The sequence below is a fragment of the Halorientalis persicus genome, from assembly GCF_900110215.1.
Lineage (GTDB): Archaea > Halobacteriota > Halobacteria > Halobacteriales > Haloarculaceae > Halorientalis > Halorientalis persica.
The window spans coordinates 1-23,756 of the sequence record NZ_FOCX01000020.1 but is presented as its reverse complement, the minus strand read 5'-3'; the positions used below and the strand labels follow the sequence as shown (position 1 = coordinate 23,756).

Annotated in this window: 26 protein-coding genes and 2 pseudogenes; 9 read left to right on the top strand and 19 right to left on the bottom strand. The window is 68.1% G+C overall.

From position 1 onward, the window contains the following. Positions 1–107: 107 nt before the first annotated feature. From BMX17_RS17680 to BMX17_RS27355, 6 genes and pseudogenes are all read right to left on the bottom strand, one after another. A complete protein-coding gene (locus tag BMX17_RS17680; RefSeq protein WP_092662535.1) occupies positions 108–1,709 on the bottom strand; it encodes an outer membrane protein assembly factor BamB family protein in 1,602 nt (533 codons plus the stop codon). Between the two features lie 108 nt (positions 1,710–1,817). After that, on the bottom strand, positions 1,818–2,195 hold the full coding sequence (locus tag BMX17_RS17675) for a hypothetical protein (RefSeq protein WP_244515046.1): 378 nt from the start codon (positions 2,193–2,195) through the stop codon (positions 1,818–1,820). A gap of 112 nt (positions 2,196–2,307) precedes the next feature. Next, positions 2,308–3,312, bottom strand: coding sequence for an alcohol dehydrogenase catalytic domain-containing protein (locus BMX17_RS17670; RefSeq protein ID WP_092662651.1), 1,005 nt, complete (start codon positions 3,310–3,312; stop codon positions 2,308–2,310). 158 nt (positions 3,313–3,470) lie between these two features. Then, positions 3,471–4,298, bottom strand: a complete 828-nt coding sequence (locus BMX17_RS17665) for a hypothetical protein (protein WP_092662533.1) — start codon at positions 4,296–4,298, stop codon at positions 3,471–3,473. Further along, on the bottom strand, positions 4,298–5,734 hold the full coding sequence (locus tag BMX17_RS17660) for an MATE family efflux transporter (protein ID WP_092662531.1): 1,437 nt from the start codon (positions 5,732–5,734) through the stop codon (positions 4,298–4,300). Before BMX17_RS17660 ends, BMX17_RS17665 begins: the two co-directional genes overlap by 1 nt. A gap of 41 nt (positions 5,735–5,775) precedes the next feature. Further along, a pseudogene (locus BMX17_RS27355) lies at positions 5,776–5,865 on the bottom strand (TetR/AcrR family transcriptional regulator); the annotation flags it as partial. A 179-nt stretch (positions 5,866–6,044) separates the two neighbouring features. Between BMX17_RS27355 and BMX17_RS17655 the strand changes: the two are divergent. Then, on the top strand, positions 6,045–6,632 hold the full coding sequence (locus BMX17_RS17655; RefSeq protein ID WP_092662529.1) for a TetR/AcrR family transcriptional regulator: 588 nt from the start codon (positions 6,045–6,047) through the stop codon (positions 6,630–6,632). Positions 6,633–6,646: 14 nt separating this feature from the next. Here BMX17_RS17655 and BMX17_RS17650 read toward each other — a convergent pair whose 3' ends face one another. From BMX17_RS17650 to BMX17_RS17620, 7 genes are all read right to left on the bottom strand, one after another. Then, entirely contained in the window at positions 6,647–7,078 is a 432-nt protein-coding gene (locus tag BMX17_RS17650; protein ID WP_092662527.1) for a zinc ribbon domain-containing protein, read from the bottom strand. Between the two features lie 125 nt (positions 7,079–7,203). After that, positions 7,204–7,404 carry a hypothetical protein gene (locus BMX17_RS17645; protein ID WP_092662525.1) on the bottom strand — a complete coding sequence of 67 codons (201 nt, stop codon included), beginning with the start codon at positions 7,402–7,404 and terminating at the stop codon, positions 7,204–7,206. Positions 7,405–7,483: 79 nt separating this feature from the next. Next, a complete protein-coding gene (locus BMX17_RS17640) occupies positions 7,484–8,503 on the bottom strand; it encodes an LLM class flavin-dependent oxidoreductase (RefSeq protein WP_092662523.1) in 1,020 nt (339 codons plus the stop codon). A gap of 102 nt (positions 8,504–8,605) precedes the next feature. Further along, a complete protein-coding gene (locus tag BMX17_RS17635) occupies positions 8,606–9,349 on the bottom strand; it encodes a TorD/DmsD family molecular chaperone (RefSeq protein ID WP_092662521.1) in 744 nt (247 codons plus the stop codon). Positions 9,350–9,354: 5 nt separating this feature from the next. Then, complete coding sequence (locus BMX17_RS17630) at positions 9,355–12,627, bottom strand: molybdopterin-dependent oxidoreductase (RefSeq protein ID WP_092662519.1); 3,273 nt, start codon at positions 12,625–12,627, stop codon at positions 9,355–9,357. Beyond that, positions 12,627–13,889 carry an NrfD/PsrC family molybdoenzyme membrane anchor subunit gene (gene nrfD, locus BMX17_RS17625; RefSeq protein WP_092662517.1) on the bottom strand — a complete coding sequence of 421 codons (1,263 nt, stop codon included), beginning with the start codon at positions 13,887–13,889 and terminating at the stop codon, positions 12,627–12,629. Before nrfD ends, BMX17_RS17630 begins: the two co-directional genes overlap by 1 nt. 5 nt (positions 13,890–13,894) lie before the next feature. Then, positions 13,895–14,932 (bottom strand): 4Fe-4S dicluster domain-containing protein, encoded by a 1,038-nt coding sequence (locus BMX17_RS17620; RefSeq protein WP_092662649.1) that lies wholly within the window; start codon positions 14,930–14,932, stop codon positions 13,895–13,897. A gap of 219 nt (positions 14,933–15,151) precedes the next feature. On the opposite strand from BMX17_RS17620, the gene BMX17_RS17615 reads away from it, so the two are divergent. Both BMX17_RS17615 and BMX17_RS26305 read left to right on the top strand, forming a co-directional pair. Then, the gene (locus BMX17_RS17615) at positions 15,152–17,089 is read left to right on the top strand and encodes a bacterio-opsin activator domain-containing protein (protein ID WP_211611384.1); all 1,938 of its coding nucleotides are present in this window, start codon (positions 15,152–15,154) and stop codon (positions 17,087–17,089) included. Next, the gene (locus BMX17_RS26305; RefSeq protein ID WP_170845461.1) at positions 17,082–17,219 is read left to right on the top strand and encodes a hypothetical protein; all 138 of its coding nucleotides are present in this window, start codon (positions 17,082–17,084) and stop codon (positions 17,217–17,219) included. Before BMX17_RS17615 ends, BMX17_RS26305 begins: the two co-directional genes overlap by 8 nt. 18 nt (positions 17,220–17,237) lie before the next feature. On the opposite strand, the gene BMX17_RS17610 is transcribed toward BMX17_RS26305, so the two are convergent. The 3 genes from BMX17_RS17610 to BMX17_RS17600 form a co-directional block, all read right to left on the bottom strand. Continuing rightward, on the bottom strand, positions 17,238–17,900 hold the full coding sequence (locus BMX17_RS17610; protein ID WP_092662513.1) for a DUF2238 domain-containing protein: 663 nt from the start codon (positions 17,898–17,900) through the stop codon (positions 17,238–17,240). 96 nt (positions 17,901–17,996) lie between these two features. Next, on the bottom strand, positions 17,997–18,632 hold the full coding sequence (locus BMX17_RS17605) for a hypothetical protein (protein ID WP_092662511.1): 636 nt from the start codon (positions 18,630–18,632) through the stop codon (positions 17,997–17,999). 74 nt (positions 18,633–18,706) lie between these two features. Beyond that, positions 18,707–19,108: a DUF2267 domain-containing protein gene (locus tag BMX17_RS17600; RefSeq protein ID WP_092662508.1), complete on the bottom strand. Its 402-nt coding sequence runs from the start codon at positions 19,106–19,108 to the stop codon at positions 18,707–18,709. Positions 19,109–19,320: 212 nt separating this feature from the next. Between BMX17_RS17600 and BMX17_RS17595 the strand changes: the two genes are divergently transcribed. From BMX17_RS17595 to BMX17_RS17580, 4 genes are read left to right on the top strand one after another with little or no spacing between them, the layout of a single operon-like run. After that, positions 19,321–19,635 carry a hypothetical protein gene (locus BMX17_RS17595; RefSeq protein WP_092662647.1) on the top strand — a complete coding sequence of 105 codons (315 nt, stop codon included), beginning with the start codon at positions 19,321–19,323 and terminating at the stop codon, positions 19,633–19,635. Next, on the top strand, positions 19,622–20,494 hold the full coding sequence (locus BMX17_RS17590) for an FAD:protein FMN transferase (protein WP_211611383.1): 873 nt from the start codon (positions 19,622–19,624) through the stop codon (positions 20,492–20,494). The genes BMX17_RS17595 and BMX17_RS17590 overlap by 14 nt, the downstream gene beginning before the upstream one ends. Next, a complete protein-coding gene (locus BMX17_RS17585) occupies positions 20,478–20,765 on the top strand; it encodes a hypothetical protein (protein ID WP_092662506.1) in 288 nt (95 codons plus the stop codon). The genes BMX17_RS17590 and BMX17_RS17585 overlap by 17 nt, the downstream gene beginning before the upstream one ends. After that, positions 20,765–21,310 carry a hypothetical protein gene (locus BMX17_RS17580; protein ID WP_092662504.1) on the top strand — a complete coding sequence of 182 codons (546 nt, stop codon included), beginning with the start codon at positions 20,765–20,767 and terminating at the stop codon, positions 21,308–21,310. The genes BMX17_RS17585 and BMX17_RS17580 overlap by 1 nt, the downstream gene beginning before the upstream one ends. Here the strand turns inward: BMX17_RS17580 and BMX17_RS17575 are convergent. Both BMX17_RS17575 and BMX17_RS17570 read right to left on the bottom strand, forming a co-directional pair. After that, a complete protein-coding gene (locus BMX17_RS17575; protein ID WP_092662502.1) occupies positions 21,304–21,825 on the bottom strand; it encodes a winged helix-turn-helix transcriptional regulator in 522 nt (173 codons plus the stop codon). The genes BMX17_RS17580 and BMX17_RS17575 overlap by 7 nt on opposite strands. Before the next feature lie 3 nt (positions 21,826–21,828). Then, on the bottom strand, positions 21,829–22,116 hold the full coding sequence (locus BMX17_RS17570; RefSeq protein WP_092662500.1) for a hypothetical protein: 288 nt from the start codon (positions 22,114–22,116) through the stop codon (positions 21,829–21,831). Between the two features lie 153 nt (positions 22,117–22,269). Between BMX17_RS17570 and BMX17_RS17565 the strand changes: the two genes are divergently transcribed. Further along, entirely contained in the window at positions 22,270–23,160 is an 891-nt protein-coding gene (locus tag BMX17_RS17565; protein ID WP_092662497.1) for a diacylglycerol/lipid kinase family protein, read from the top strand. A gap of 22 nt (positions 23,161–23,182) precedes the next feature. On the opposite strand, the gene BMX17_RS17560 is transcribed toward BMX17_RS17565, so the two are convergent. Further along, positions 23,183–23,380: a hypothetical protein gene (locus BMX17_RS17560; protein WP_092662495.1), complete on the bottom strand. Its 198-nt coding sequence runs from the start codon at positions 23,378–23,380 to the stop codon at positions 23,183–23,185. Positions 23,381–23,482: 102 nt separating this feature from the next. On the opposite strand from BMX17_RS17560, the pseudogene BMX17_RS17555 reads away from it, so the two are divergent. Continuing rightward, positions 23,483–23,756: pseudogene (locus BMX17_RS17555) on the top strand (IS6 family transposase); the annotation flags it as partial.

Here is a 23,756-nt window from a genome sequence, read left to right as displayed (position 1 = left end):
GCGTTTTCCGACTTAAAATTAGGGACGTACTCTGCCTAGAAACAACTCACCGCCGACTGCCGAACGTTCCCCACTGCAAGAATAAGAACGGTGGGGTCGCCCCGTCGTCACTCGACAGTCACGTCAGTGCCGTCCGCGGTGATGTTCACGACGGTGCGTGAGACGGCCTCGCCGGTCTCGCGAGTCTCGACGACCGGCTGGCCGTGGGGGATGGCGACCCTGAGACTGAACGGTCCCGAGGGGAACTCACCGTCGAGTGTCCGCTCCTCGCCGTCGTCGAGTTCGACCTTGGTATCGAACCGAAGTTCGTCCTCGTCGTCGGCCCGAACTGAGATGCGGCACCGGAGTGCTGTTCCGCTCGCGTTCGAGAGGTGAATCGGAACAGTGTCGTCGCCACGATGTCGCCAGTAGGCACCGACACCGAGCGCCGTGAGGAGCGCGCCGGCCAGCAGTTCGACCGGGGGACTCGGCGATCCGGATCCGTCACTCGAACCATCAGTCGGCGTGTCGTCGCCGCTGGCGTCGGTCGCACGGACGGTCGCCGTCGGCGATGCCGTCGCTGAACCCGGCAACTGCGGACCGATCGCGTACAGGGTGTTGTCCGAACTGCCGATGTAGAGGGTGTCGTCCAGCACCGCCGGCAACCCGTAGATCGATCCGGGCTCCTCGAAGAGCCAGCGCTCGGACCCGTCGGCCGCGTCCAGTGCGTACAGTGTTGCGTCCTCGCTCCCGACGTAAACCGTCCCATCGACGACGGCTGGTGAGGACTGTACGCGATCTCCCGTCTCGTAGGCCCACTGCTGGGTGCCGTCACTCGCGTCTAGAGCGTAGACGCTGGAATCGTTGCTCCCGACGTAGACCGTGTCTCCGGTGACTGCCGGTGAGGACGGCACCCGGTCGCCGGTCTCGAAGCGCCACTGTTCGGTTCCGTCCGTGAGACTGAGCGCGTACACGTTGGTGTCCGAACTCCCGAAGTACACCGTCCCGTCGACGACAGCCGGGCTCGAATCGACCGTTCCGGTGTCGTCGAACCGCCAGTTCAGGGACCCGGTATCGGCGTCGAGCGCGTACAGGCCACCGTCGCCCCAGCTCCCGATGACCACTGTTCCATCGACCACGGCCGGGGCGGTGTTAGTCAACCTGTCGAGTCCGTATGACCAGCGCTCGCTCCCGTCGGCCGCGTCCAGCGCGTAGGCCGTGGCGTCGTGCCCGCCGGTGTAGACGGTCCCGTCCACGACTGTCGGTGGGGCGACCACTGGTGATTCGGTCTCGAACCGCCACTGTTCGCGGCCCGACGCCGCATCCAGTGCATAGAGGGTGCCGTCGTGGCTGCCGATGTAGAGCGTGCCGTTCGCGAGCGCCGGTGACGATTTCACTCGGTCGCCGGTCTGGAAGCGCCAGCGTTCGGTCCCGGTTCGGCGGTCGACAGCGTAGACGTTGGCGTCGTTACTCCCGACGTAGACGGTGTCTGCATCCACCACCGGTGACGAGAGGACGATACCGCTTCCGGTCTCGAACCGCCATTGGACGGTGGCGGCGTCGTCCGGACCGGTGTGATCGGGTGGGGCCGCTGTGTTTGCGGCGTCGAATCCGTATGTCTGCCACGATCCCGTTGTCGCGCGGGTGCCTCCGGCAACACCGATGAGACCTGTGGCACACACGCCACCCGCGAACTGGAGCGCCCTGCGCCGCGAAAGCCGACGAGTCACGACGGTACGTCAGCTGAGACCAACTTCAATGTCCGGACAGTTACGGCGCGAACACGGCAACCTCCACTCGGATCGGGGGTGGAACGGCCGCGATAGCCCTGCACCCGGTCACGACGCGCCGTCGGTTTCACCGGTCAGCCCGGCCACGACGACGTACAGGCCGAACGTCGAGACGAGCGTCCCGGCGAGCTGGACTCCGGCGGTCGGCAGGAACCCGGTGTCTCGGTACAGCAGGGGCGCGAGCATGAACCAGCCGCCGAAGATCGTCGTGAGGACGGCCGCCGGCAGACCGGGTCGCCCGGTCGCCCGGAGCAACTGGACGCTCCGGACGCTGAACACCAGTCCGAGCAGTCCGCTCGACGTGACACTGCCCGTGAACGCAGGCAAGGCACCCGTCCCGAGCGGGACCACGGCCGCGGCCGCACACGCGAGGACACACACGACCGCCGACACCAGGAGGAACCGTGATGGTGCTGTCTGTGACACGGGCTAACGTTGGGCGCTACGAGATTAAATCTCCCGTCGGAATCCCTCGGCGGAGCCGACACTCTCGCCACGGGATTGTCGACGACGGGTCGGCGACGGGACCGCCGCTCGCTCAGGGCTCCAGGACGACCCGGAATCGCGCCTCGTTCTCGATCATGCGCTCGTAGGCCGCCGCGACCTCCGCCAGCGGGTAGGTCTCGATCTCGGGGCGCACGTCTCGCAGGGCGCTGAACTCCAGGGTGTCCTGGGAGTCGCGGGCGTGGCCGGAGGCCCAGCCCTCGACGCCGCCGCGGGTCCCGACGAGCGTGTTGGCGTCCACTTCGATGGGCGCACCGGGGACGCCGACGACGACCACGGAGCCGTCGATGCCGATACCGTCGACCACCGACGAGATAGCGTCGCTAGAGGGTGCCGTTGCGAGGACGACGCGTGCGCCGCCGAGGGCCTGCAACTGTTCTGCGGGATCGGTCTCGGCGGCGTTCACGAAGTGGTCCGCGCCCAGCGAGCGCGCGAGGTCTTCCTTGTCGGGGCTTCGCGAGATCGCGACGGTCTCGTAGCCGGCGGCGTGGGCGTACTGGAGTCCGAGGTGGCCGAGGCCACCCACGCCCAGCACGGCGACGAGGTCGCCCGGTCGGGCGTCGCTGTTGCGCAGGGCGTTGAACGTCGTGACGCCGGCACAGAGCAACGGCGCGGCGTCGGCCGCGTCGAGGTCGTCGGGCACCGCCGCGACGGCCTCGTTCGGGACGGTCACGTACTCGGCGTAGCCGCCGTCGAAGGTGATGCCGGTGATCTCGCCGTTCTCACACTGGAGGAAGTTCCCGCGCCGGCAGGGCTCGCAGGTGAAACAGTGGCCGCCGTGCCAGCCTGCGCCGACCCGGTCGCCCTCGGCCCAGGTGGTGACGTCATCGCCCACGGCATCGACGCGACCGGCGATCTCGTGGCCCGGGACGTGGGGATAGCTGAGCCCCGGATACGTCCCCTCCTTGGCGAAGGCGTCGCTGTGACAGATCCCACAGGCCTCGACGGCGATCCTGACCTCGCCGGGCTCGGGATCTGGGACGTCGCGTTCGACGAGTTCGAAGTCGCCGCCCGCTTCCGGAACGACCGCGGCACGCATGGTATCGGACATAGCAGCCACTAGTCGCGGTGAGCGGGCAAAAAGACGGCGACACGGACAGGTGGCCGGCCGCGTCCGAGAAGCGGACTGGCCCCCTCGCTCGCCGGTCGTGGAACGCCCGGCCACGAACGGCTCCCAACAGGGCCCCACTCACTCGGTCACTCGGCGGCACGATCACGGGAGGGCGGCGGCTGTCCGTCGCCTCGTTCACTGGCGAGGAGCGCCCGGAGGGCCGTCACGTCGGCGGTCCGTTCGAGTTCGTCGAGCGTCCGGTCGACGACTGCGTGGCACGTGTTCGCGTGAGCTTCGAGCGTATCCTCGTCGAGTGCGGGTGGGAGGACCGTGCCGGTGTGTTCCGAGGCGAGCGCGCGGTCGATCCGCCGGGCCGTACTGGCACCCCGACCCAGGGCCCTGAAGCGCTCTTCGTCGGCCTCGCTCACGCCCGCGAGCGTCGTTCCGATGACGGCCGCCCCCTCCCCCAGACTGCCAGCAGTCTGTTCGATACTGTGGATCTGGTCCGACCCGTCGGTGGGAGCCCCTTCGACGGTGGCGAACGCGCCGGTGATCGACTCCAGCACGCTCGTCAGCGTCGCGAACCCCTCGTCGAGATCCGGGTGCTCGGCCGACCCGAGCGCCGAGTAGGCCGCGGTGTAGAGGTAGTCCGCACCCAGCAGTGCGGCCGTCGGGTCCCGCGTAATCGAGTGGGCTCCCCGCTCGGCAAGCTGGACGAGCAACTCGCCGCGGAGCCGGCAGTACCCGCGCAGGAGTTCGACGGCCGCCGCGGCGGGGAGCACCACGGCCGTGTCTCGCCGGTCGACCGTCGCGTCGTACGCGCCGAGGACGAGCTGGCCGTACCACCGATCGTCGAACGCGTCGACGGTCTCCCGGGCGACCGCCAGTCCGTCCTCGTCGGCCGCGGCGAGTGCCGTCTCGATCCGGCTGTCGATCTTCGCGCGTCGGGTCGCGAGCGCGTCGGTTCGGTCCATCAGTCGTCCCCCGTCGCGGTCTCGACGGCGGATTCCTCTACGTCGACGGTCGATTCGGTGAGGTCGCTCTCGCGCCAGGTGCCGCGGCGATACCACGTGTAGGCGACGATAGCGCCCACGACGTTGGAGACGGCGAAAGAGAGCCAGATACCGGTCTCACCGAGCGGGCCGGACGCGATCCACGCGATCGGGAAGCGGACGACACCGAGCATCAGCACGGAGATCGCCGCTGCGACGAGGGTCTGGCCCGCGCCACGGAAGCTCCCGGTGTAGGCCCGCATGATGCCGATGAACCCGAAGGTCAGCGCGACGTACCGGAGGAACTTGGTGCTGCTCTCGACGACGGCGGGATCGGTCGTGAACAGGTCGGCGATGGGGGCGGCGGCGACCCAGACCAGCACGCCGGCGGCCGAGAGCACGACGAAGAGGACTTTCGCCGCGAGGCCAGCCGCTCGCTCGGCGCGCTCGGGTTTGTTCGCGCCCATGTTCTGGCCGGTCATGGTCTCGACACCGCGGGCGACGGCGATGGCCGGCAGGAAGACGACCGAGAACACGCGCGTCCCGATCCCGTAGGCGGCGACGACGGTGTCGGGAAAGAGCGCGACGATGACCAACAGCAGGTTCATCGACAGCGCTCGGCCCATGTTCTCGATCGAAGCGGGCAGGCCGATGCGGACGAGTCGGCGGAGATAGGCGGGGTCGGGCACCATGTCACGAGGGTCGATCCGGACGCCGCGCTCGCCCCGAAGCATGATCGCGAGGCCGACGAACAGCGCGAGCGACCGGGAGAAGACGGTCGCGATGGCCGCACCCTCGATTCCGAGTTCGGGGAACAGCCACCACCCGAAGATGAGGAACGGGTCGATGACGATGTTGAGGACGACCGACCCGAACATGACGAGCATGGGTGTGATCGTGTCGCCGGAGCCCCGCATCAGCGAGACGAAGACCATGAACCCGAACATGAAGATGAGGCCCAGTGAGACGACTTCCATGTAGCTGGTCGCCATCGGCAACACGTCCGCCGAGGCACCCAGGAGGCCGAGGAAGTCGCCGACGACGACGTAGCCGATCACGCCCAGCACGAGCGAGACGATGGCGGCGAAGGTCACGGTCTGGGAGGCGGCGTACTCGGCCGCGTCGGTCTCGTCGGCCCCGGTGTACTGTGCGACCAGCACGCTCCCGGCCACGGAGATGCCCATGCCGAGCGAGATCAAGAGGAAGACCATCGGGAAAGCAAAGGAGATGGCCGCCAGTGCGTCCGTGCTGTACTGGCCGAGCCAGAAGGTGTCCGCGAGGTTGTAGGCGGTCTGAAAGAGGTTCGTGACGACGATCGGCATCGAGAGGAAAAAGAGCGGCTTCCCGATGCTGCCCGATGTTAGGTCGAACTCCTCGGGGCCGCGAAACAGCGACCCGAGTCGGGTCCGGAGGCTCACGACTGGATCGCCTCCGCTGGCTCGTCGCCGGTCCCGGCGTCGATGTCACTGGTCGTGCGGGCCGCGTAACCGTGGCGACAGAGCGTCCGATAGGTCGCCTCCAGAATCTCGGTCGCTGAATCGTCGTCCATATCGTTCGTACGCCAACTTACTAACTAGTTAGTCAAAAAGCTTGGGTGAGGCGACAGCCGGTTCCACGGCACGAACGACGATCGGAACGTGGGCGCGGGGAATGACTGGGCGGTACGACGGCGGCTGGCGAGAGGGGTGGTCAAAACCGTTATCTGATCGTGGGGCAACCCAGCGTACGATGGCTGATCCATCGGACCGGTCGTTCTCGGAGCCCGACGAGGAGATCATGCAGGCCACGTATCGAGCGCTCCGGGAGCACGGGTACGCCGATCTCACGATCAAGCGGATCGCCGACGAGTACGGCAAATCCACTGCGGCGATCCACTACTACTACGACACGAAAGAGGACCTCCTCGTCGCCTTTCTCGATTTTCTGCTCGAACGGTTCGTCGACTCGATCCACGAGGTCGAAACGACCGACCCGGAACAGCGGTTGAACCTCCTTCTGGACGAGTTGCTCGTCGCACCCCGAGAGAACCGGGATCTGTCGGTCGCGCTCCTGGAGATGCGGAGTCAGGCTCCCTACAAGGAGGCGTTCAGCGAGCGCTTCCAGCAAAACGACGAGTACATCCGCTATATGATCAAGGCCGTCATCAACCACGGGATCGACGAAGGCGTCTTCGAGGACGTGGACGCCGAACACGTCACGCGCGCGCTGATGACCATCGTCGACGGTGCACGGACCCGCTCCGTAGTGCTGGGAGAAGGTGAACTGGAGACGGCCAGACAGGCCGCCGCCGAGTACGCCGACGCGATGCTCCGGTAACTTCTCTCCGCCGATCAGGCGTCCTCTGTGTCTATCTCGTCGCCAGACTCGCCGAACGCCTCCAGATCCGTCGAACACCAGTGACAGAACTCGAGGTCGTCGTCGAGTTCCTTCCCGCAGTTGGGGCAGTGTGCGAGCTCTCCGTTGTCGGTGGCCGCTCGCCGTCGAGCCAGGGCATTCTGCGCGCTGGCGAGCAGGTAGGCGTCGACGACGCTGAACCCGCCGATCACGGCGATCGGCGCGATCGTCAGCGGATCGACCGGGTTTCCGGCGAGCAGCGCGTCCACCGTCCCCGGATCCACGAACAGCACGCTCACGGCCACGAGCGCGGCGATCCACCCGACGGCACGCCGCCACCGCCGGAGATAGAGGTGGCCGAGCCCGGTCGCCAGTACTGCCAAAAGCGCCGCGAGCCAGGGTCGCTTCTGCGAGAGGGTATCGCTCACAGACTTACTAGCCGGTTAGTCAGCCATAAACTTTCTCCCCGGAGACTATCGGACGGTGGCCCTCGAAGCTCTCGCTACGGATTTTGAGCCGCTCGGTAGTCCGCTCCGCTACTCGTTTCCCTCGATCAGGACGCTCTCACGTGGAGGTAGATCAGGGAGGCGAGAAGCGAAAGCCCGCCTGCGATCCCGGTGAGTCCCATGATCGTGAATCGATCCGGGACGAGTACGTTCAGGACGAAGAGATCGATGACCCAGTGGATCGATATCCAGGTGAGACACACCGCGATCGGATCGAGTACTGGATGCTGTAACGGGGACTCGGACATTGCCCTGCAGTGTCTCTTCCACTTCCGAATATTTTGTGAGTGACACTACCGTCGTCTCGGAAGTCACGCGGCGCGTCCGTCACTCCCCGAGACCGACGCCCTCGGCGATGAGTTCGTGCGAGCGGATCCGGTCCTCGGGGTCCTCGATGAGGTTCTGGACGATCACCTCGTCGGCTCCGACCTGCTCGACCATGCCCTCCAGCAGCGTCCCGATGGTCTCGGGACCGCCGGAGATGGCCCGGGGCCACTCGCTCGGGTCGAGCGACTCGGGCGTCGGGTCCGGCACGCCGCCGATCTCGTCGACGGCTTCCTCGACGGTCGGCGGCGGGCCGAACGCGCCGCGGGCCATCCGCCGGTAGGCGGCCTCCGAGGACGCCCGGAGCCGCGCGGCCTCGTGGTCCGTCTCGGCACAGGCGACGTTGACGGCGAGCATACTGTGTGGTTCGTCCAGTCCACCGTCGAACGGCGAGGACTGGAAGGACTGTCTGTAAGTCGCGAGCGCCCGCTCGGCGACGGTCGGCCTGATGAACGCGGCGAAGGCGTAGGGTAGCCCGAGCTCACCGGCGATCTCGGCGCTGGACGGGCTGGACCCGAGGACCCAGACCTCTGGGATGCCGTCTGCCGAACGGGGCAGCACGATGTCGCTGTAGGGGTGGTCCTCGGGGTAGGCGTCGTAGACGTGGCTGGCGACGGCCTCGATCTTCTCGGGGTGATCGTCGCCACCGCGTGGCGGGCCCGACTGCAGGGCGCGGTCGACGGCTGGCATCCCCGTCGCGCGGCCGAGTCCGAGATCGACCCGGCCGGGCGCGAGCGCGTCGAGCGCGCTGAACGTCTCGGCGACTTTGAACGGGCTGTAGTGGTTGAGGAGGACCGTCCCCGAGCCGACGCGGATCTCGTCGGTCTTCGCGGCGAGATGCGAGATCAACACTTCGGGGGTCGTGCTCGCGATGGCGTCGGCGAGGCCGTGGTGTTCGGCCACCCAGAACCGCGAGTAGCCGAGCCGTTCGGCCGCCTGCGCCAGCGCGACCGTGTCCTCGTAGGCGTCCGTGGCTGTCTCTCCCGCGCGAACCGGCGCGATGTCGACGATCGAGAGGTCCATTACGAACTTACTGGACGGTCAGCCGGATAAGCCCGTCACTCTCGGGTCGGGTGCTGACCCCGACCACGGCCTGGCCCCGAACGCGGTCCGACTGCGACTCGCTCACGGCCTGTCGGACTCGGCGTCGGTCGCGACGCCGTCCCGTGCGTCCCAGGCGACGAACGTCCGTGTGAGGCGGGTCAGCGCGGCGAAGGTCCCCTCGACGGTGTCTTCCGCGGCGACGGCGTCGTCGAACGCGTCGAGCCAGCCGAGTTCGCTCACTACCGTCCGCTGGAGGTCACGGAGCGTCTCGATCTCGCTTGCGTCGCCGTCGCCCCGGTGGAGCGTCGCCTCCCGGGCACAGAGGGCGGACATGAACGCCAGTTCGGCGGCGACGTGGTCCGGGATTCCGTCGCCGCGGTCGGGCTCGAAGCCCACCCGAGCGTACAGCCGTGCCATCGTCGCCGCGGGGTCGCCGAGCAGTTCGCCGGCCGCACCCTCGTCGTGGTACGGCGAGTCCGACTCGAAGGACTCGCTGGGGTCGTCGGCGTGCGCCGACGCGAACGGCGGGACGTAGTGCTGGCCCGGGACCACGAACAGGTTGTCGTAGCCGACCCGGAGCGCCTCGGCGTCGAGGTCGGCGCGAGTGAGCGCGTCGGTCGGTATCTCGGCCGGGAGTTCGGCCCCGAGCCGGGCGAACGTCCCGTCTTCGAGTGCGGTCGCCAGCGTCTCGACCTCGCCGTCGAGGGCGGCGGCCAGCAGTCCGTACACGTTCGCTCTCGCCCTGGCGACCGAGCCGTCCGCGTCGGGTGTCGGCGGGATGGTGTCGTCCGGCCGGCCGTCCCGGCCCTTGGTGTGTTCTCCCATGGGAATCACCGCCGTTCGACCTCGACGAAGGCGTCGTACTGTGCGTTGCTCCCGCCGACGAGGTCCGACAGGCCGGTATCGCCCAGTTCCGCGTCGAGGGGCTGGAGGTGGTTGATGGCGAACCCGGCGTCCCGGCCCTTCGCCAGCCCCGCCTCCTCGGTCATCGGCTCGTCGAACCGGTAGGGGGTGTGCCCGTCGGCTTCGACCGGGCCGCGGGTGGTCCCGTCGACCGTCTCCGCGGTCGCGCCGTCGCCGCTCCGGCCCCAGCCCCACATCGCGCCGACCACGCCCGGGCGGATACCGCCAGTGACCATCGCGATCCCCTCGACCTCGCGGCGGCCGGCGTCGACGGTGATCTCGTCGCCGTTCTCGATCCCGCGTTCCTCGGCGTCGCGGGGATTGATCCACACCGGGTTCTCCGGGCGGGTCTCCCGGAGCCACGGGCTGTTGGTGGTCCGGTGCATCCCCTGGGTCCGTGGCTTCCAGTTGATGAGCCGCAGGGGTCGATCGGGGTCGCCCTCGCCGGTGACCGACGCCTGCACCTCGCCGCTGTAGTGTTCCACGTCGTCGACGCGCGGGAGCGGGTCGAAGCGCTCGCCGGTGTAGGCGTGTTTGCCGTTCGGGACGACCTCGCTGTAGAAATCAACGCGCGAGCCGAGTTTGTACCGCATCTGCTCGCCGTCGTAGGCGTTCGAATCCGGGAAGCGCTCGGCGTAGTCATAGTCGTGGCCGTACTCGGCGAAGCGGTCGTCGTAGTCTTCGACCGGTTCCTCGAAGCGTCCACCGCGGTTGAGGACGGTGACGACCTTCGGCCACTCCGCGGCCGTGACGGCCTGCTTCCAGCGGTCGAGGTCGAAGGCCTCGCCCAGCCCCTTCTCGTGGCTCTCGCGGAAGACCCGCAGCTCGTCCTCGCCGGCGTCGGGAACCGGGTCCCGGGAGTAGGCGATGTTCGCCGCCAGTTTCAGGTAGAAGTCCTCCGCCTGGTGGAGCGGCCACAGCTTCCCGTCGCTGTCGGGGATCGCACCCTCGCCGACGCCGGGGAGGTCGAGCTCTTTCCAGAGGTCGATCAGCACGTCCTCGAACGGGCGCGCGTCCGGGACGACGTTGACCGCGGGCTGGCTGATCTTCTCGTCGGCCAGTCGCTTGTTCGGGTAGGTGCCGAAGTTCTCCCAGCGTTCGAGGTAGGTCGGCTCCGGGAGGATGTAGTCGGCGTACTTGCTGGTCTCGCCGATCACCGTGTCAGAGGCGACGACCAGCGGGATGGTGTCGGGGTCGCCCAGGATGTCTGGGATCCGGTCGCCGCCGGCGACGGCCATCACGTGGTTGTTCGAGTACGGCCGGATGAACAGCGCCTCGACGCCGTAGGGGTACTCGTCGGCGGCGCTCCCGTACAGTTCCTGGGTGGCCTGTGGCGGCGCGACGGGGAACCACGGCCGCTTCGCCGGGTAGCCGTCGTCGCGCTCGAACAGCGAGGTGTCCTCGTAGTTGACGCCGCCACGCAACAGCGGGATACCCCACGGCGAGTGGCCGTCGGGGACCTGCCCGAGTTCGTAGCGGCCGGACATCGTGTCGTAGCCGGCGTAGGGCGTGATCTGCCCGCCCTTCCAGTCGTAGTTCCCGATGAGGTGCTGGAGGGTGGCGATGGCGCGGGTGTTGTAGAAGCCGTTGGTGTGTTTGGCCGGGCCGCGGTAGGCCATGATCGCCGCCTGCTTGCCGTGACTGGTGAACTCGTCGGCGATCTCGGCGAGTCGGTCGACCGAGACACCTGCCATCTCGGCGTACTCGGCGACGGTGTGCTCGAAGACGCGGTCGCGGTACTGGCTCCAGACGCTCTCGACCGCGGTCCCGTCGACGGTCATCGACACGTCGAGGACGGCGGTCTCGATCTCGCTGACCGGCCCCAACTCGCCGGTGTCGGCGTCGACGGCGACGAAGTCGTCGGCCAGCTCGTGGTCCGCGCCGACCAGTCCAAGGTCCGACGCGCGGGCTTTCGGGCCGGCCTCCTCGTCGACGAGGACGAGGTGGGTCGCGTCGCTCCAGGTCGGCTCGCCGTCGGTCTCGGCGGCGCTCTCGGATGGATTACGGAGGTACTCGCGGTCGTGGCGGTCGTGTTCGAGGATCCAGCGGGCCATCCCGAGCGCGAGCGCGCCGTCCGCGCCGGGTTCGACCGGGACCCACGTCTCGGCCTTCTCGGCGGTCTTCGAGAGCCGCGGGTCGACCACGTCCATCCGCATCCCGTCCGCGATGGCGTTGGTCAGTTTCGGCGCGAGCCAGGTCGGTCCCTTGTTGGCGACCATCGGATTGGTCCCCCACACGAGGAGGTACTCGCAGTTCTCGATGTCGGGGTACTGGCGCTTCTTGGGGGCGTCGTGGGAGCGGACGTTCCCGAGGACGCTGGAGAACCCGCAGGTCCCGGCGTGGTGGACGCTGTTGATCGAGCCCAGCCCCTGGTGCCACAGCCGGGTCCGGATGAAGTTGCGCCGGAACCCGCCCACGTCGACGATCTGGTTCGCCTTCGGCCCCAGGTCGGGGTGGTCGGTGTCGATCAGGTCGTCACCCCACTTCTCGTCGAAGTCCGCCTTCTCCATCTCGCCGTTCTGGACGGCCTCCCAGTCGGCCATCACCGCCTCCTGGGGAGCGTACCCCCACAGGTCGCGGAGGCCGGGGTGGCCGAGTTCCTCGTCGCCCTCGACGATGTCAGAGATAGCCTGCTCCCAGGAGACGGTCTTCCACTCGCCGGAGCCCCGGGGGCCGACCCGTTTCATCGGCTTGCGGACCCGGTAGCTGTCGAAGGCCGTCTGGATGCCGGCCTGGCCCTTCAGGCAGATCCGCCCGCCCGACAGCGACCAGCGGTCGGTGTCGACGTCGCCGGTCCCCTCGAGGTCGCCAGTCGCCACATCCTCGGGGTCGCTCCCGTAGGGTACCTGCGCGAACGGCTGGGTGGTGAGGAACGAGTAGGGGTTGCCGGCGAGTTTGCGGACCAGCGAACTGTACTGGCCGCTGTCGGCTCCGTCGTCGGCGATGCGGACCTTGATCGGGCAGAAGGTGTTACACTGCCCGCAGGTCGTGTGGATCACGTCGCTCGCGCCGTACTCGCCGTAGTCGGTCCCGACGTAGTGTGGGTCGTCGCTCCAGAGGTCGTCGAGGTCGACGTTCACGGTCGCGGCGCTGGCCCCGGCCACGAGGCCGACGCTGCCGACCGCTTTCACGAGGTCGCGTCTGGTGAGCGATGCGCCTGCGGAGTCGGTACGCTCGTCGTCGTCTGGTTCGGTGGACATCAGTGATCACCTCCGTCGAGTGGCGTCAGTGGCAGCAGTTCCGCGCCGATCGTGTACAGCAGCAGGCCGACCGCCATCATCCCGACGCTGGTCGCCCACTCGACAGCGGAGGGGAAGTACGAGCCGTGGGGGAGCCCCTCCATGACGGGGCGGATCTGCGGCGGGACGACGATGTTGAACCGGACGGCGATGATCCCGATCACGACGCTGAGGCCGGCCACCGCCATCAGCCACGGAGTGCGCCGCCACTCCCGTTTCGAGACCAGCACCAGCGGGAACACCCAGCCCATGCCGACCATGAACCACCAGAACGACCACGACATCTCCCCGAACAGGATGAGACGCCAGGTCTCGACTTCGTGGGGGTGGAGACTGACGATCGCGATCAGCGCCTCGATGGCCGTCAGCGCCACGTCGACGACGACGAACGCGGCCAGCAACGTCGCGAGTCGGTCGAGGATGTCCCGGTCGACCCGCTCGCCGTCGAACAGCCGCGTCCGCAGGACGTACAGCAACATCACCAGCGCCGTCCCCGAGAGGACCGCCGAGATGATGAAGATCACCGGGAACAGCCCGCTGTTCCAGTAGGGGCGAGCCTTCGAGACGGCGAAGAGGACGCCAGTCCCGCCGTGGACCATGAAGATGGCTAGCGGGATGCCGACGATGCCGGCCCGCTTGAGCCACGTGCGGTCGGCCTCTCTGGACTCGTCGGTGAGCTGTCGGCGGCCCAGCGTGAGCAGGCCGGCGAGTCGCGCCCGCAGGCCGGTCCCGCGCTCGGCGACGCGGGCGAGGTCGTACCGCATCGAGAAGTACAGCTCGGTCATCAACACGAAGATGTAGGCGACGTAGGCGTGGACCTCCCAGGAGAGCGCGGACGTGACCTGTCGCCAGGCGAAGGGGTGCCACATCCGGTCCATCCGGCCGAGGTCGGTCCAGACGAACAGCAGGGCGACGACCATGCTGACGATCGCCGCGAACAGCGCGTCGCGGTCGACGCGGTGCAGGCGCTCGATACCGAAGACGTTCGCCAGCGTACTCACGAGGAAGGCCCCGGCCGAGAGGCCGACGAAGTAGATGTAGAAGGCCACCCACGCGCCCCACGGCGTGATGCTCGTGAGGTTGGTACTCCGCATCCCGCCCTGGAGTCGCAGCCACATCGCGTACCCGCCGACCAGCAGGAGGACGGCGAGCAGGGCGTACCAGGCCACGCGGAGCCGGCCGTTCCGGAATCCGAAGTCGAACTGTTTGCTGTCGGTTGCCATGGTGATCACTCCAGGTAGTAGACGTTCGGATCGGTTCCCTCGCCCTCTTTCAACTGCATCGCACGCGTGGACGCGGCCATCTCCGCCACCTCGCTGTCGGGGTCGTCGAGATCGCCCATGTTGCGGGCGTCGCCCACGCAGGTCTCGACGCAGGCCGGTTCCTCGCCGCGGTTCAGCCGGTGGTGACAGAAGTGACACTTCCGGACGTTGCCGACCGGCGACTTCTTGGGTTCGCGCTCGCCCCGGTCGACGCCGTACTCGGGACTGGTAATCTCGCCGGCCCCCTCGACCTCGTCGTCGTAGTTCTCGCCGAAGTCGAAGTAGCGCGCGCCGTAGGGGCAGGCGATCATACAGTACCGGCAGCCGATACACCGGTCGTAGTCGACGTTGACGACCCCGTTGTCCATCTTGTAGGTCGCGCTCACGGGACAGACCTGCACGCAGGGCGGGTTCTCACACTGCATACAGGGCCGAGGCACGTTCGTCCGCTGGACGTTCGGGAACTCCCCGTGTTCCTCCTCCATGACGACGTTGTAGGAGACGCCTGGCGGCGTGCGGTTCTCGGCCTTGCACGCGACCGAACAGGAGTCACAGCCGACGCACTTCTGCAGGTCGATCACCATGCCCCAGCGGTGATCGTCGTCTTCGCCGTCCTCGCTTGCACCCTCGCTGTCGCCGGCCGGTTCCTCGAGGCTCTCGGCGATCGAGGCCATCGAGCCGACGGTACAGGACAGCGACTCGGCCACGTCGTCCTCGATGGTCTGGGCGGTGTCGTGGTCGACGGCCGGGTTCGGCGTCTCGTGGTAGACCTCGCCGAACTCCTCGGCCGCGAGGTCGTCGTAGCGTTGCCAGTACTCCTCGCTCGTGATCTCACCGCGCGAGACCGCCTTGGCGTCTTCGGCCATCGCCACGCCCAACTCCGTCGAGAAGTCGACGTCTTCGAGTTCGGCGCGGGGGTCGGCCTGCTCGGCGTCGACCATCGCGTCGAGCTGGGCCCGGTCGGGCGTGTCCGGGACACCCGGCATCGCGTCGTTGGAACTCATCGAGACCACCTCCGTTGTGGCCACGCGTCGTGGCTGGGCTGGGTCGGCGTCATACAGTGTGACCTACACACCCCTCCCGGGAGTGGATGCTACCCATACTGTTTGGCGGTCACGGCCGGGGGCGATTCCCGGGTAATGGGGACACCCATACAGTTTGGGTCGCGGCTGAGCGGCTCTCGCGGCTGAATCCCACGCACTCGGAATTCGAGGGTGGTTTTTGTGTCACATCGGCGTACCGCCGACTATGTACCACGTGGCGACGACACCGGCCGGTCTCTCTCTCGGGGGTGGGTCGCGGTGAACCCCGTCCTCGTGCTCTCTATTCTCCTGCGGCTGTTCGGGACGGGCTACTCGCTGGTCTTGCTCCACCGGAGCCGCGACCGCCGCTTTGCCTTCCTCACGGCGATGCTCGCGCTGATGACGACCCGCCAGCTCTGGACGGCCCAGACGACCCGGACCGGCCTCGAAGAGCTCCCGGGACTGGTCGTGAGCGGCCTCGCCGTGCTGACCGTGTTTTACCTCTCGCAGTACCTCGAAGAGGAAGCCCGGGTGACGGCCTCGCTCCAGCGGGCCAACGAGCGACTGCGCAGTTTCCGGAAGGCCGTCGAACACGCCGGACACGCCATCTTCCTGACCGATCCCGACGGGACGATCACCTACGCCAACCCGGCCATCGAGGACGTGACCGGCTACAGTCCCGCGGAGGTCGTCGACGAGAACCCGCGTCTCTGGAAGTCCGGCGAACACGACGCGGACTTCTACGACCGGCTGTGGGACGAGATCACGTCGGGCAACGTCTGGGACGGTGAGATCATCAACGAGCGCAAGGACGGCGAACAGTGCTGGGTCGACATGACGATCGCCCCGATCACCGACGACGCGGGCGACATCGAGCGCTACGTCGCCGTCGACACCGACGTGACCGACCGCAAGCGCCGGGAGCTCCGCATCCGCGAGCAAAACGAGGCGCTCACCCTGCTGAACAACACCAACGAGGTGTTGCGCGACGTGAACCGGCACTTGGTCGGCGCGACGACCCAGGCCGAGATCGAACGCGCCGTCTGTGAGACGTTCGCCTCGGATCCCTTCTCCTGTGCCTGGATCGGCGGGATGAACATGGTCAACGAGAGTCTCGACGTTCGGGACTGGGAGGGGACCGACGAGGGAAGCGTCCGCGAACTGGCCGCGGCCTTCGACGAGACGCCGGAGACGACGCCGCTGGATCGCGCCCGCCACGAGGGGCGGGTCGTCACCGCGACCGACGCCGACGCCGACTGGTACCCGACCGACGAGCCGTCGCCGTTCGCGGTCATCCCGCTCGCCCACCGCGGGGTCTCCTACGGGACGCTGGTCGTCCACGCGCCCGACGCGGAGGCGTTCGAGGCCGTCGAGACGGGTGTGCTGGCCGAACTGGGCGAGACCATCGGATACGCGATCAACGCGACCGAGAGCCGGCAGGCGCTGGTCAGCGACGCCTTCACCGAACTCGAGTTCCGCGTGACCGACGCCGACGACCCGCTGGTCGCGCTGGCGGCCCGCCGGGACTGTGACCTCGAACTCCAGCGCGTCTCGACCGGCGGCGACGACCTCGTCGCGTACTTCAGCATCACCGGCGCCAGCGGCGACGAGGTGACCGCGTTCGCGGCCCAGGCCGATCGGCTCGCCGACGCCGAGGTGGTACGCGCCCACGACGAGGGCTGTGTCGTGCGCTTCGATCTCGGCGACGGGGCCGTCCTGTCGACGCTCGCGACCCACGGCACCGCGGCGATCCGGTCGCTCTCGGTCTCGCCGTCGGACGCCCGCCTCTGTGTCGACCTGCCCAGCGACGCGAACCCGCGCGTCCTCGTCGAGGCGCTGCGGCGTCGCCACGACGGCGTCGATCTCGTCGCCCGACGCGAGCGCGAACGGCCACGCGACGGCCGGGACACGCTGCTCGACTCAATCGACGAGTCGCTCACCGACCGCCAGCGCGAGGCGCTGCGGACCGCCCACACCGCCGGCTTCTTCGCCTGGCCCCGCGACAGCAGCGGCGAGGAGATCGCGTCGATGATGGACATCACCCAGTCGACGTTCCTCCAGCACCTCCGGGCGGCCGAGCGGAAGGTCTTCGACGAACTCCTCGACGGCCCGCGGGTCGCCACGACGCCCAGTGCCTGACTCGCGGTTTCGCGCGACGAGCACCCGCGGCGCGGCTGACGGGCTGGGCGGCGTGTTCCGGACCCATCCGAGTACCGAGAAACGGATCGAGCAACTGGAGCGGCTGGTGGGGATGGCGGACGGCGAGTGAGTCCCGAAAGCGACGCTCTCAGTTCTCCACCGGCCACACGACCGCGGTCATCACCACCGATCCGACCAGCACCACGCCACCGCTACCGACCACGAGCGTCGCGGCCGCCCGCGGGAAGCGGTCGATCAGGGGGACGAACACGCCCACCTCGAAGCCGACGATCAGCAGTGCGCCGACCACGTCGAAGAGGAGGTCGAAGGCGGTGTCGCGCCAGCCGTAGTGGACGAGGACGGGCTCTACGTCCAGCCGGTCGCCGACCTCGCGGGCCACGAGTTCGATCAACTCCCAGAACACGCCGACGGCGAAGGTGAAAACGAGCGTGGCGATCGCGAGGACGCCCGTCGAGGGGGTGAAGGCGACGACGAGTGCGGCGTACAGCAGGGCGGCGACCAGCGCGGCGGAGACGGTGTGGGTGAGGTGGTCCCACCACCAGACTGACTCGTAGAGGCCGAGCATCCCCAGCGAGTGGAGGAAGCCGGCCAGCGCGATCCACAGCGGGACCGTCGGATCGATCACGACCGAGGGCACGAGGACAGCGGCCACCGCTGGAAGAACGGCGACGGCGAGGGCGAACAGCGCGTTCACGATCGCGGCGACGTTCCACCGACGCACGGCCTCGCCGAGGGTCCCGAGGATCGCGAGTTGCAACACCAGCGCCAGGCCGGCGACGGCGTCTGTCACGCTCGCCCTCCGTCCTGAACGGTCGCCATCTGGGGAATCACGGCCGCACTCGCCCGTTGCATCTCACGCCGACCCAGCATCGCCGACCACGAGAAACTAGTGGTCTTCCATTCTCACACCCTGCTGGTAGCGCGTGGGAAGCTGTGCCAGGACCACGGCGGGCAGGACTGCCCCGAACTCGTCGACGAGCCGTTCGGCCAGCGTCGGGAGGATGCGGCGGACGGTGGCGTAGACGACCGCGACGACCAGCCCGGCGAGGACGGCCAGCCGGAGCGCGCCGTCGACGGTCACCAGCAACGGGACGGCCAGCAGGCTCGACAGCAGGAGGTCGCCGGGGGAGCCGTCGTAGCCGACCCAGCGCCGCGGCGCGAGCCACCGCCCGCGGTAGTGGTCGTAGACGGCCCGGTCCGAGGTCCCCTCCCAGGGGCGCAACTCCAGGCCGCCGCCGAACACGTCGGTGACGCTGTGGAGAGCCGCGCCCAGCAAGAGGAAGGCGAGCCCCACGGTCGCGGCGGTCGGCACCGCCAGCGCGAGCGCGAGTCCCCCGCCCGCGAGTGCGGAGAAGTACACCGGGTAGTGCAGCGTCTTCCGGTGGCCGACGTATATGTCCAGGTCCGGCAGGATACCGCCGGCGAACCCGGCCGCGAGTGCCACGGGCGCGAACTCCGGAGCCACGGCTGCGACCGGAAGCGCCAGCGCCATCCCCGCCAGGGCGTGGGTCGGGAGCATCATCGTGTTGGACTGAAAGAGACAGAAAACTATGAGTGTGTCGGTGGTCGTGCGGGGGCGTCACACGACCGACCGACTCAGCCCGCGAGTTCGGCGGTCTCGAACAGTGGGTCGAAACTCTCGGGGAGGTGGTCGCGGACGCGCCGGAGTTCGTCGTCGCCGCCGTGGGCGGCGATGGTGGCGATGGCGGCCCGGGTGTGGAGCACGGCGTCTTCGGGGCTGACGCCGATGCCTTCGCGGTCGGCGACGACCACGACGAACTCGTCGGCGGTCCGTTCCTCGTGGGTGTCGCGGTGTTCGGTGATCGCGTCCCCGAGCGCGCCCGGGAGGACGACGCCGAGTGCGTCCGCCTCGGCCGCCGGGATCGACTCCCCGAGCGTGAGCAGGGTCTCGATGGCGGCCCGCTCGGCGTTGGCCATGTTCTCGATCCCGGACCGGCTCCCGAAGTCGTCCATGATCGCGTCGTAGTCGGTTCGCATCGAACGACGACTGGTCGCGTCGCTGACGGCTTGAAGATTCGGGCCAGTTCGACCGTCGACCCGTCGGGTCGATGCTCGTCTCGCCGACGATTCGACGACTGGACGACGATTCGACCGATGGACGCGAACGGTTATGTGAGGCCCCAGCCAGGCTCTACGCGTATGATCGCACGCAACCACTCTCTCGCGACCGGACTCGGGGTGATCTGACGATGCGGCTCCCGATCCCCACCAATCGACTCGTGGCGTTTACGCTCGCCGGCGCGTTCCTGACGGCGATGCTGGCGCTCGCGCTCGGCGCGCCCGTCGGTGGACTCGCCTCGCCCGACGACCCGACGACCGGCGACTCGACGCCCACGAACGCACAGCCCTCTGGCGACGCGCCCACGCCCAACCAGAACTTCACGCCGGCCGTCCAGACACAGTCCGGTGACGAGGAAGAACACGAGGAGTACGAGGAACACGAGGAAGCGGAACACGAGGAAGCCGACGAAGACGAGGAGGAGTGGTTCGGTGACGACGACTGATCCGACCTCGGTGTACGAACGCGTCGGTGACGAACGCCTCACGTTCCGGTGCTGTGATACGGATTTCGTGATCCAGTCGGCGGGATTCCGGGCGAGTGCCGCGGCCAGGGCCGCTCGGTGTACGGCCCGGCGGCTCGAGGCCCGACTGGACGCGTTCGACGACGCGAGTGCGGTCAGCGAGCTGAACCGCGGCGGCGTCGTCGAGGACGAACACGTCGCCAGCGTCGTCCGCCGGGGGCTGGAATACTACGATCGGACCGACGGCGTGTTCGACATCCACCAGGGGACCGTCGAGCACGACCTCAAGGCCTACATTCGTGGCGAAGCCGACTCGCTCCCGGCGCGTTTCGAGTCCGGAACGATCCGGATCGACGGTGATCGGATCGTCACCGAGGCCCCGCTGGATCTCAACGGGCTCGCGAAGGGGTACATCGTGGACCGGGCGGCCGCGGCACTCGGCGGGGTCGGTCGTCGCGGGTTCGTCAGCGGCGGCGGCGACGTGTCCCCGCCGACCGGACCGGTCGCCGTCGAGAGCCCTTACGGCGACGAGAAGCCGTTACGAGTGCTCGACACCGACTGGGCAGTCGCGACCTCGGGGAGCTACCGCCGACGGCGCGACGGTGTCGATCACGTCTACGAGCCGACGACCGAACGGCTCGGCGCGCGCCACGAGTCGGTGACGGTGCTGGCCCGCCGGGACTGCATGGCGGCCGACGCGCTCGCGACGACGCTGTCGGCGCTGCCCCTCGACGACGCCCTCGACCTGGCCGAGGACTGGACCGGACTCGAAGCGCTCGTCGTCCACGACGGCGTGTTCCACGAGACGCGGGGGTTCGATAGCCATGTCCTGGACCGCTAAACAGCGGATCACAGTCGCGGCGGTAATCGTCGTCGTGGCGGCCGTCCCCCTCGTCTGGCAGGTCGGCGACGTTCGGGCCGCACAGGCGACCACGGACGAGCAGACGGAACTGGTCGAACAGACGGTGACGGCCCGCCAGGTGCAAGGTGACTACGACGGCGACGGCGTCTCCGACTCGACGGACCGGTGTCCCCAGCGGCCGGAGACGGACAACGGATACCGGGACGACGACGGGTGTCCGGACGTGGTCGAGACGACGGGGGCGTCCTGATGAGCACCCTCGTCTGGTATCTCGACCGGGCCGCGGCCCTCCTCGCCTATCCGTCGCTGTATCTGGCAGTGCTGACCGGCATCTTCTACAACACCGAGTCCTTCGGCCCGTTCCACGACGCGGCCCGACGCGTCCACGTCGAACTGTCGGTGTTCGCGATGCTCGTGACGCTGTTGCACGCCGGCCTCGGGGTACTCGACGCGTGGTTCGTCCTCACCGGCGCGGTCCCCGAACCAGCCTACACGCAGTCGTACTTCCTCGTGGGGCTCGCGGTCGGTGCCGGCGCGCTCCTCCTGTTGACCGTCGCAGTCCTCGGGTTCACCGACGCGAAACGGTTCGACCGGCCGTGGGGACCCCGGGCCGTCCACGCGTTCGCCTACGGTGGGTTCGTCTTCGGGGTGGTCCACGCGGTCGCGGTCGGCACCGACGCGGTGGGACTCGTCCGCCCCCTCGTAGTTCCGTCGCTCGTCTTTCTGGCCTACGTGCTCCTGTTGCGTGGACTGGCACTGCGCGGTGTCGTGCCGACCGACACGAAGGGTCAGTAGCTGTCCCACAGCCCCAGCAGTCGGTCGACGATCCGGTCGGTGAACGACCCCCGGTGGACGGTGTAGAGGGTCGCGACACGGTCGGGGTCGGTCACCTCGTAGACGACCCTGCGACCGTCCCGCTCTTTCGTGACGAGATCGGCGTCCGCGAGTTTCGAGAGGTGCCAGGAGATCGTCGAGTCGGCCTTGTCGAGTCGGTCGGCCAACTCACTCGTCGAGAGCGGGCCGTCGGTGAGGAGGTGGGCCAGTACGCGCCGGCTGTACTTTCGGCGGAGGGCGTTCATCACCGTCTGGTCGTCCTCGTCGAACTCGGCGGCCGGGTAGTACCGGGTGTACTTTCCGTCGTCGGACTCCTCGATCAGGCTCTCGTCGGCCAGCCACCGAAGGTGGTACTGCAGCGTTCCCTGCGCGTAGTCGAGGTCCGCCAGCAGGGCCCGGAAGTGAATGCCCGGTTCGGCGGCGACACGCTGGTAGATCGCCCGGCGCGAGGCCAACTCGAGGTCGGTGTCCGACATCGCTCAGTCTCTGGTGAGAGCGGCGAAGAAGGCGAGCAACCCGCCGAGGATGAGGATTGCACTCCCGTGTTCGAGCAGTTCCACGAGCCGATACGGGACGTACGGCAGGAGGAAGTACTCCAGAAAGACCACGAGCCCGTACACCGCGAACATCGCGTAGCCGGCAGTGACGATCCCCATCCGCCGGTCACGCTCGCGCCGCCACGCGACGAAGCTGAGCAGTCCCAGCCCCAGCGCGACCAGAAAGATCCCCAGGCTGACGTACTGTTCGAGCAGCTGTGCGAGCGTCACGCGCCCATCACCCCGTCGTCGCGGTCGCACACGATACGCACGGTAGTCCGACCGAGGCGCGACGGCGGCAAAACCCTTGGCGTCCAACCGTCGAATTCACTGCGACCGGGCCGGGCCAGCCGATTAAAATACGCGGCGGTCCTGGGGAGCGGTATGCAGGTCGGGTCACGCCGGTGCATCCTCAACCCCGTGAGCGGGACGGGCGATCACGCCGAGTACGTCACGCGTCTGCTCCGCGGTCGCGGGTTCGCGGTCGACCACACCGAGGGGGAAGGGGACGCGCTGGCGCTGGCCCGCGAGGCCGGCGCGGCGGGCGTGTCGGAACTCGCGGTCTGTGGCGGCGACGGGACGATCAACGAGGTCCTCCGGGGTCTCGACGCCGCCGATCACCTCGCCGACGTGACGCTGTCGGTGATCCCGGCCGGGACGGCCAACATCCTCGCCCGGACCGTCGGAATCGAGGGGATCGAGGCGGCCGTCGACATCGCGGACACCGGCGAGATCGCGACCGTCGACGTGGGGATGGCCGGCGACGAACCGTTCCTCGTCTCCTGTATCGCGGGGTTTCCCGCCGAAGCCAGTGTCGCGACCTCTAGCGAACTGAAGGCCCGGTTCGGGACGCTCGCCTTCCTGCTCACTGGCGCTCAGCAGGCACTGTCGTTCGACGGGCTGGACGTGCGTCTCGAAACCGAGGCCGAGACCTGGGAGGGCGAGGCGATCTGTCTGCTGGTGGGCAACGCGCGTCGGTTCGTCGAGGAAGGGGGCCAGGCCGACATGGCCGACGGGCTGTTCGACGTGGCGGTCGTCGAGCGGATGCCCGCTGGTGATCTGGTCTCGGAGGCGGTCCGCCATCGCGTCCTCGGCCAGGGGACCGAGGGCGTCACCCACATCCAGGCCGCCCAGATCACCGTCACCGGCCGGGACGGCCCGATCACGTTCAGTCGGGACGGCGAAGTCAGCGCACACGAGACAGTGACGATGGCGATCCGCCCGCGAGAACTGAATTTGCGAGTGGGCTCGGACTACGAGCCCACGCCGGAGTGAGTGGTCGGCACAACCGCGCAGTTTACTTCGGGCCGCCGGTCGGCCGATCGCGGTCCGTGGCACCGCCAGTGATGGCGTCGCCCGCCGGTTCCCCGTCGGTCGCGAACGACGGCGTCCCCTCGGTCGGCGTCTCAGTTTCGGCCGCTTCTCTGGCCTCTTTCAGCAGTTCCTCGGCGATCTCGTCGCGCAGGATGAATCCGGGTGCGAGTCCGTGACACATACACACGCCCCAGGGGCTGGACACGCTTAAATTGCCGCCCGCGTTCAGGGGCGGTGTTCAGATAAGATTGAAAAGTGAGGCGGGAGCGGTTTTTAGTGCTCTATGCCAAAAACCGACCGCCTCAACGGCTGTTTAGACCAGATCGAGTTAGAGTTTGTGGAGCGAGAAGCGACACCGCGACTGCTGATGAAACTCAGTATTCAGTTACATCTGGCTGGTCTATCGCTATCGAATACTGTTTCGTTTCTTGAGGTATTCGGTGTCCACCGCGCACGATCCACCGTTCATAACTGGGTTCACAAGGCCGATCTACAGCCCCAAGACGGACGCCAACCGGATCACGTTGCGGTTGACGAAACTGTGATCCAACTCAATG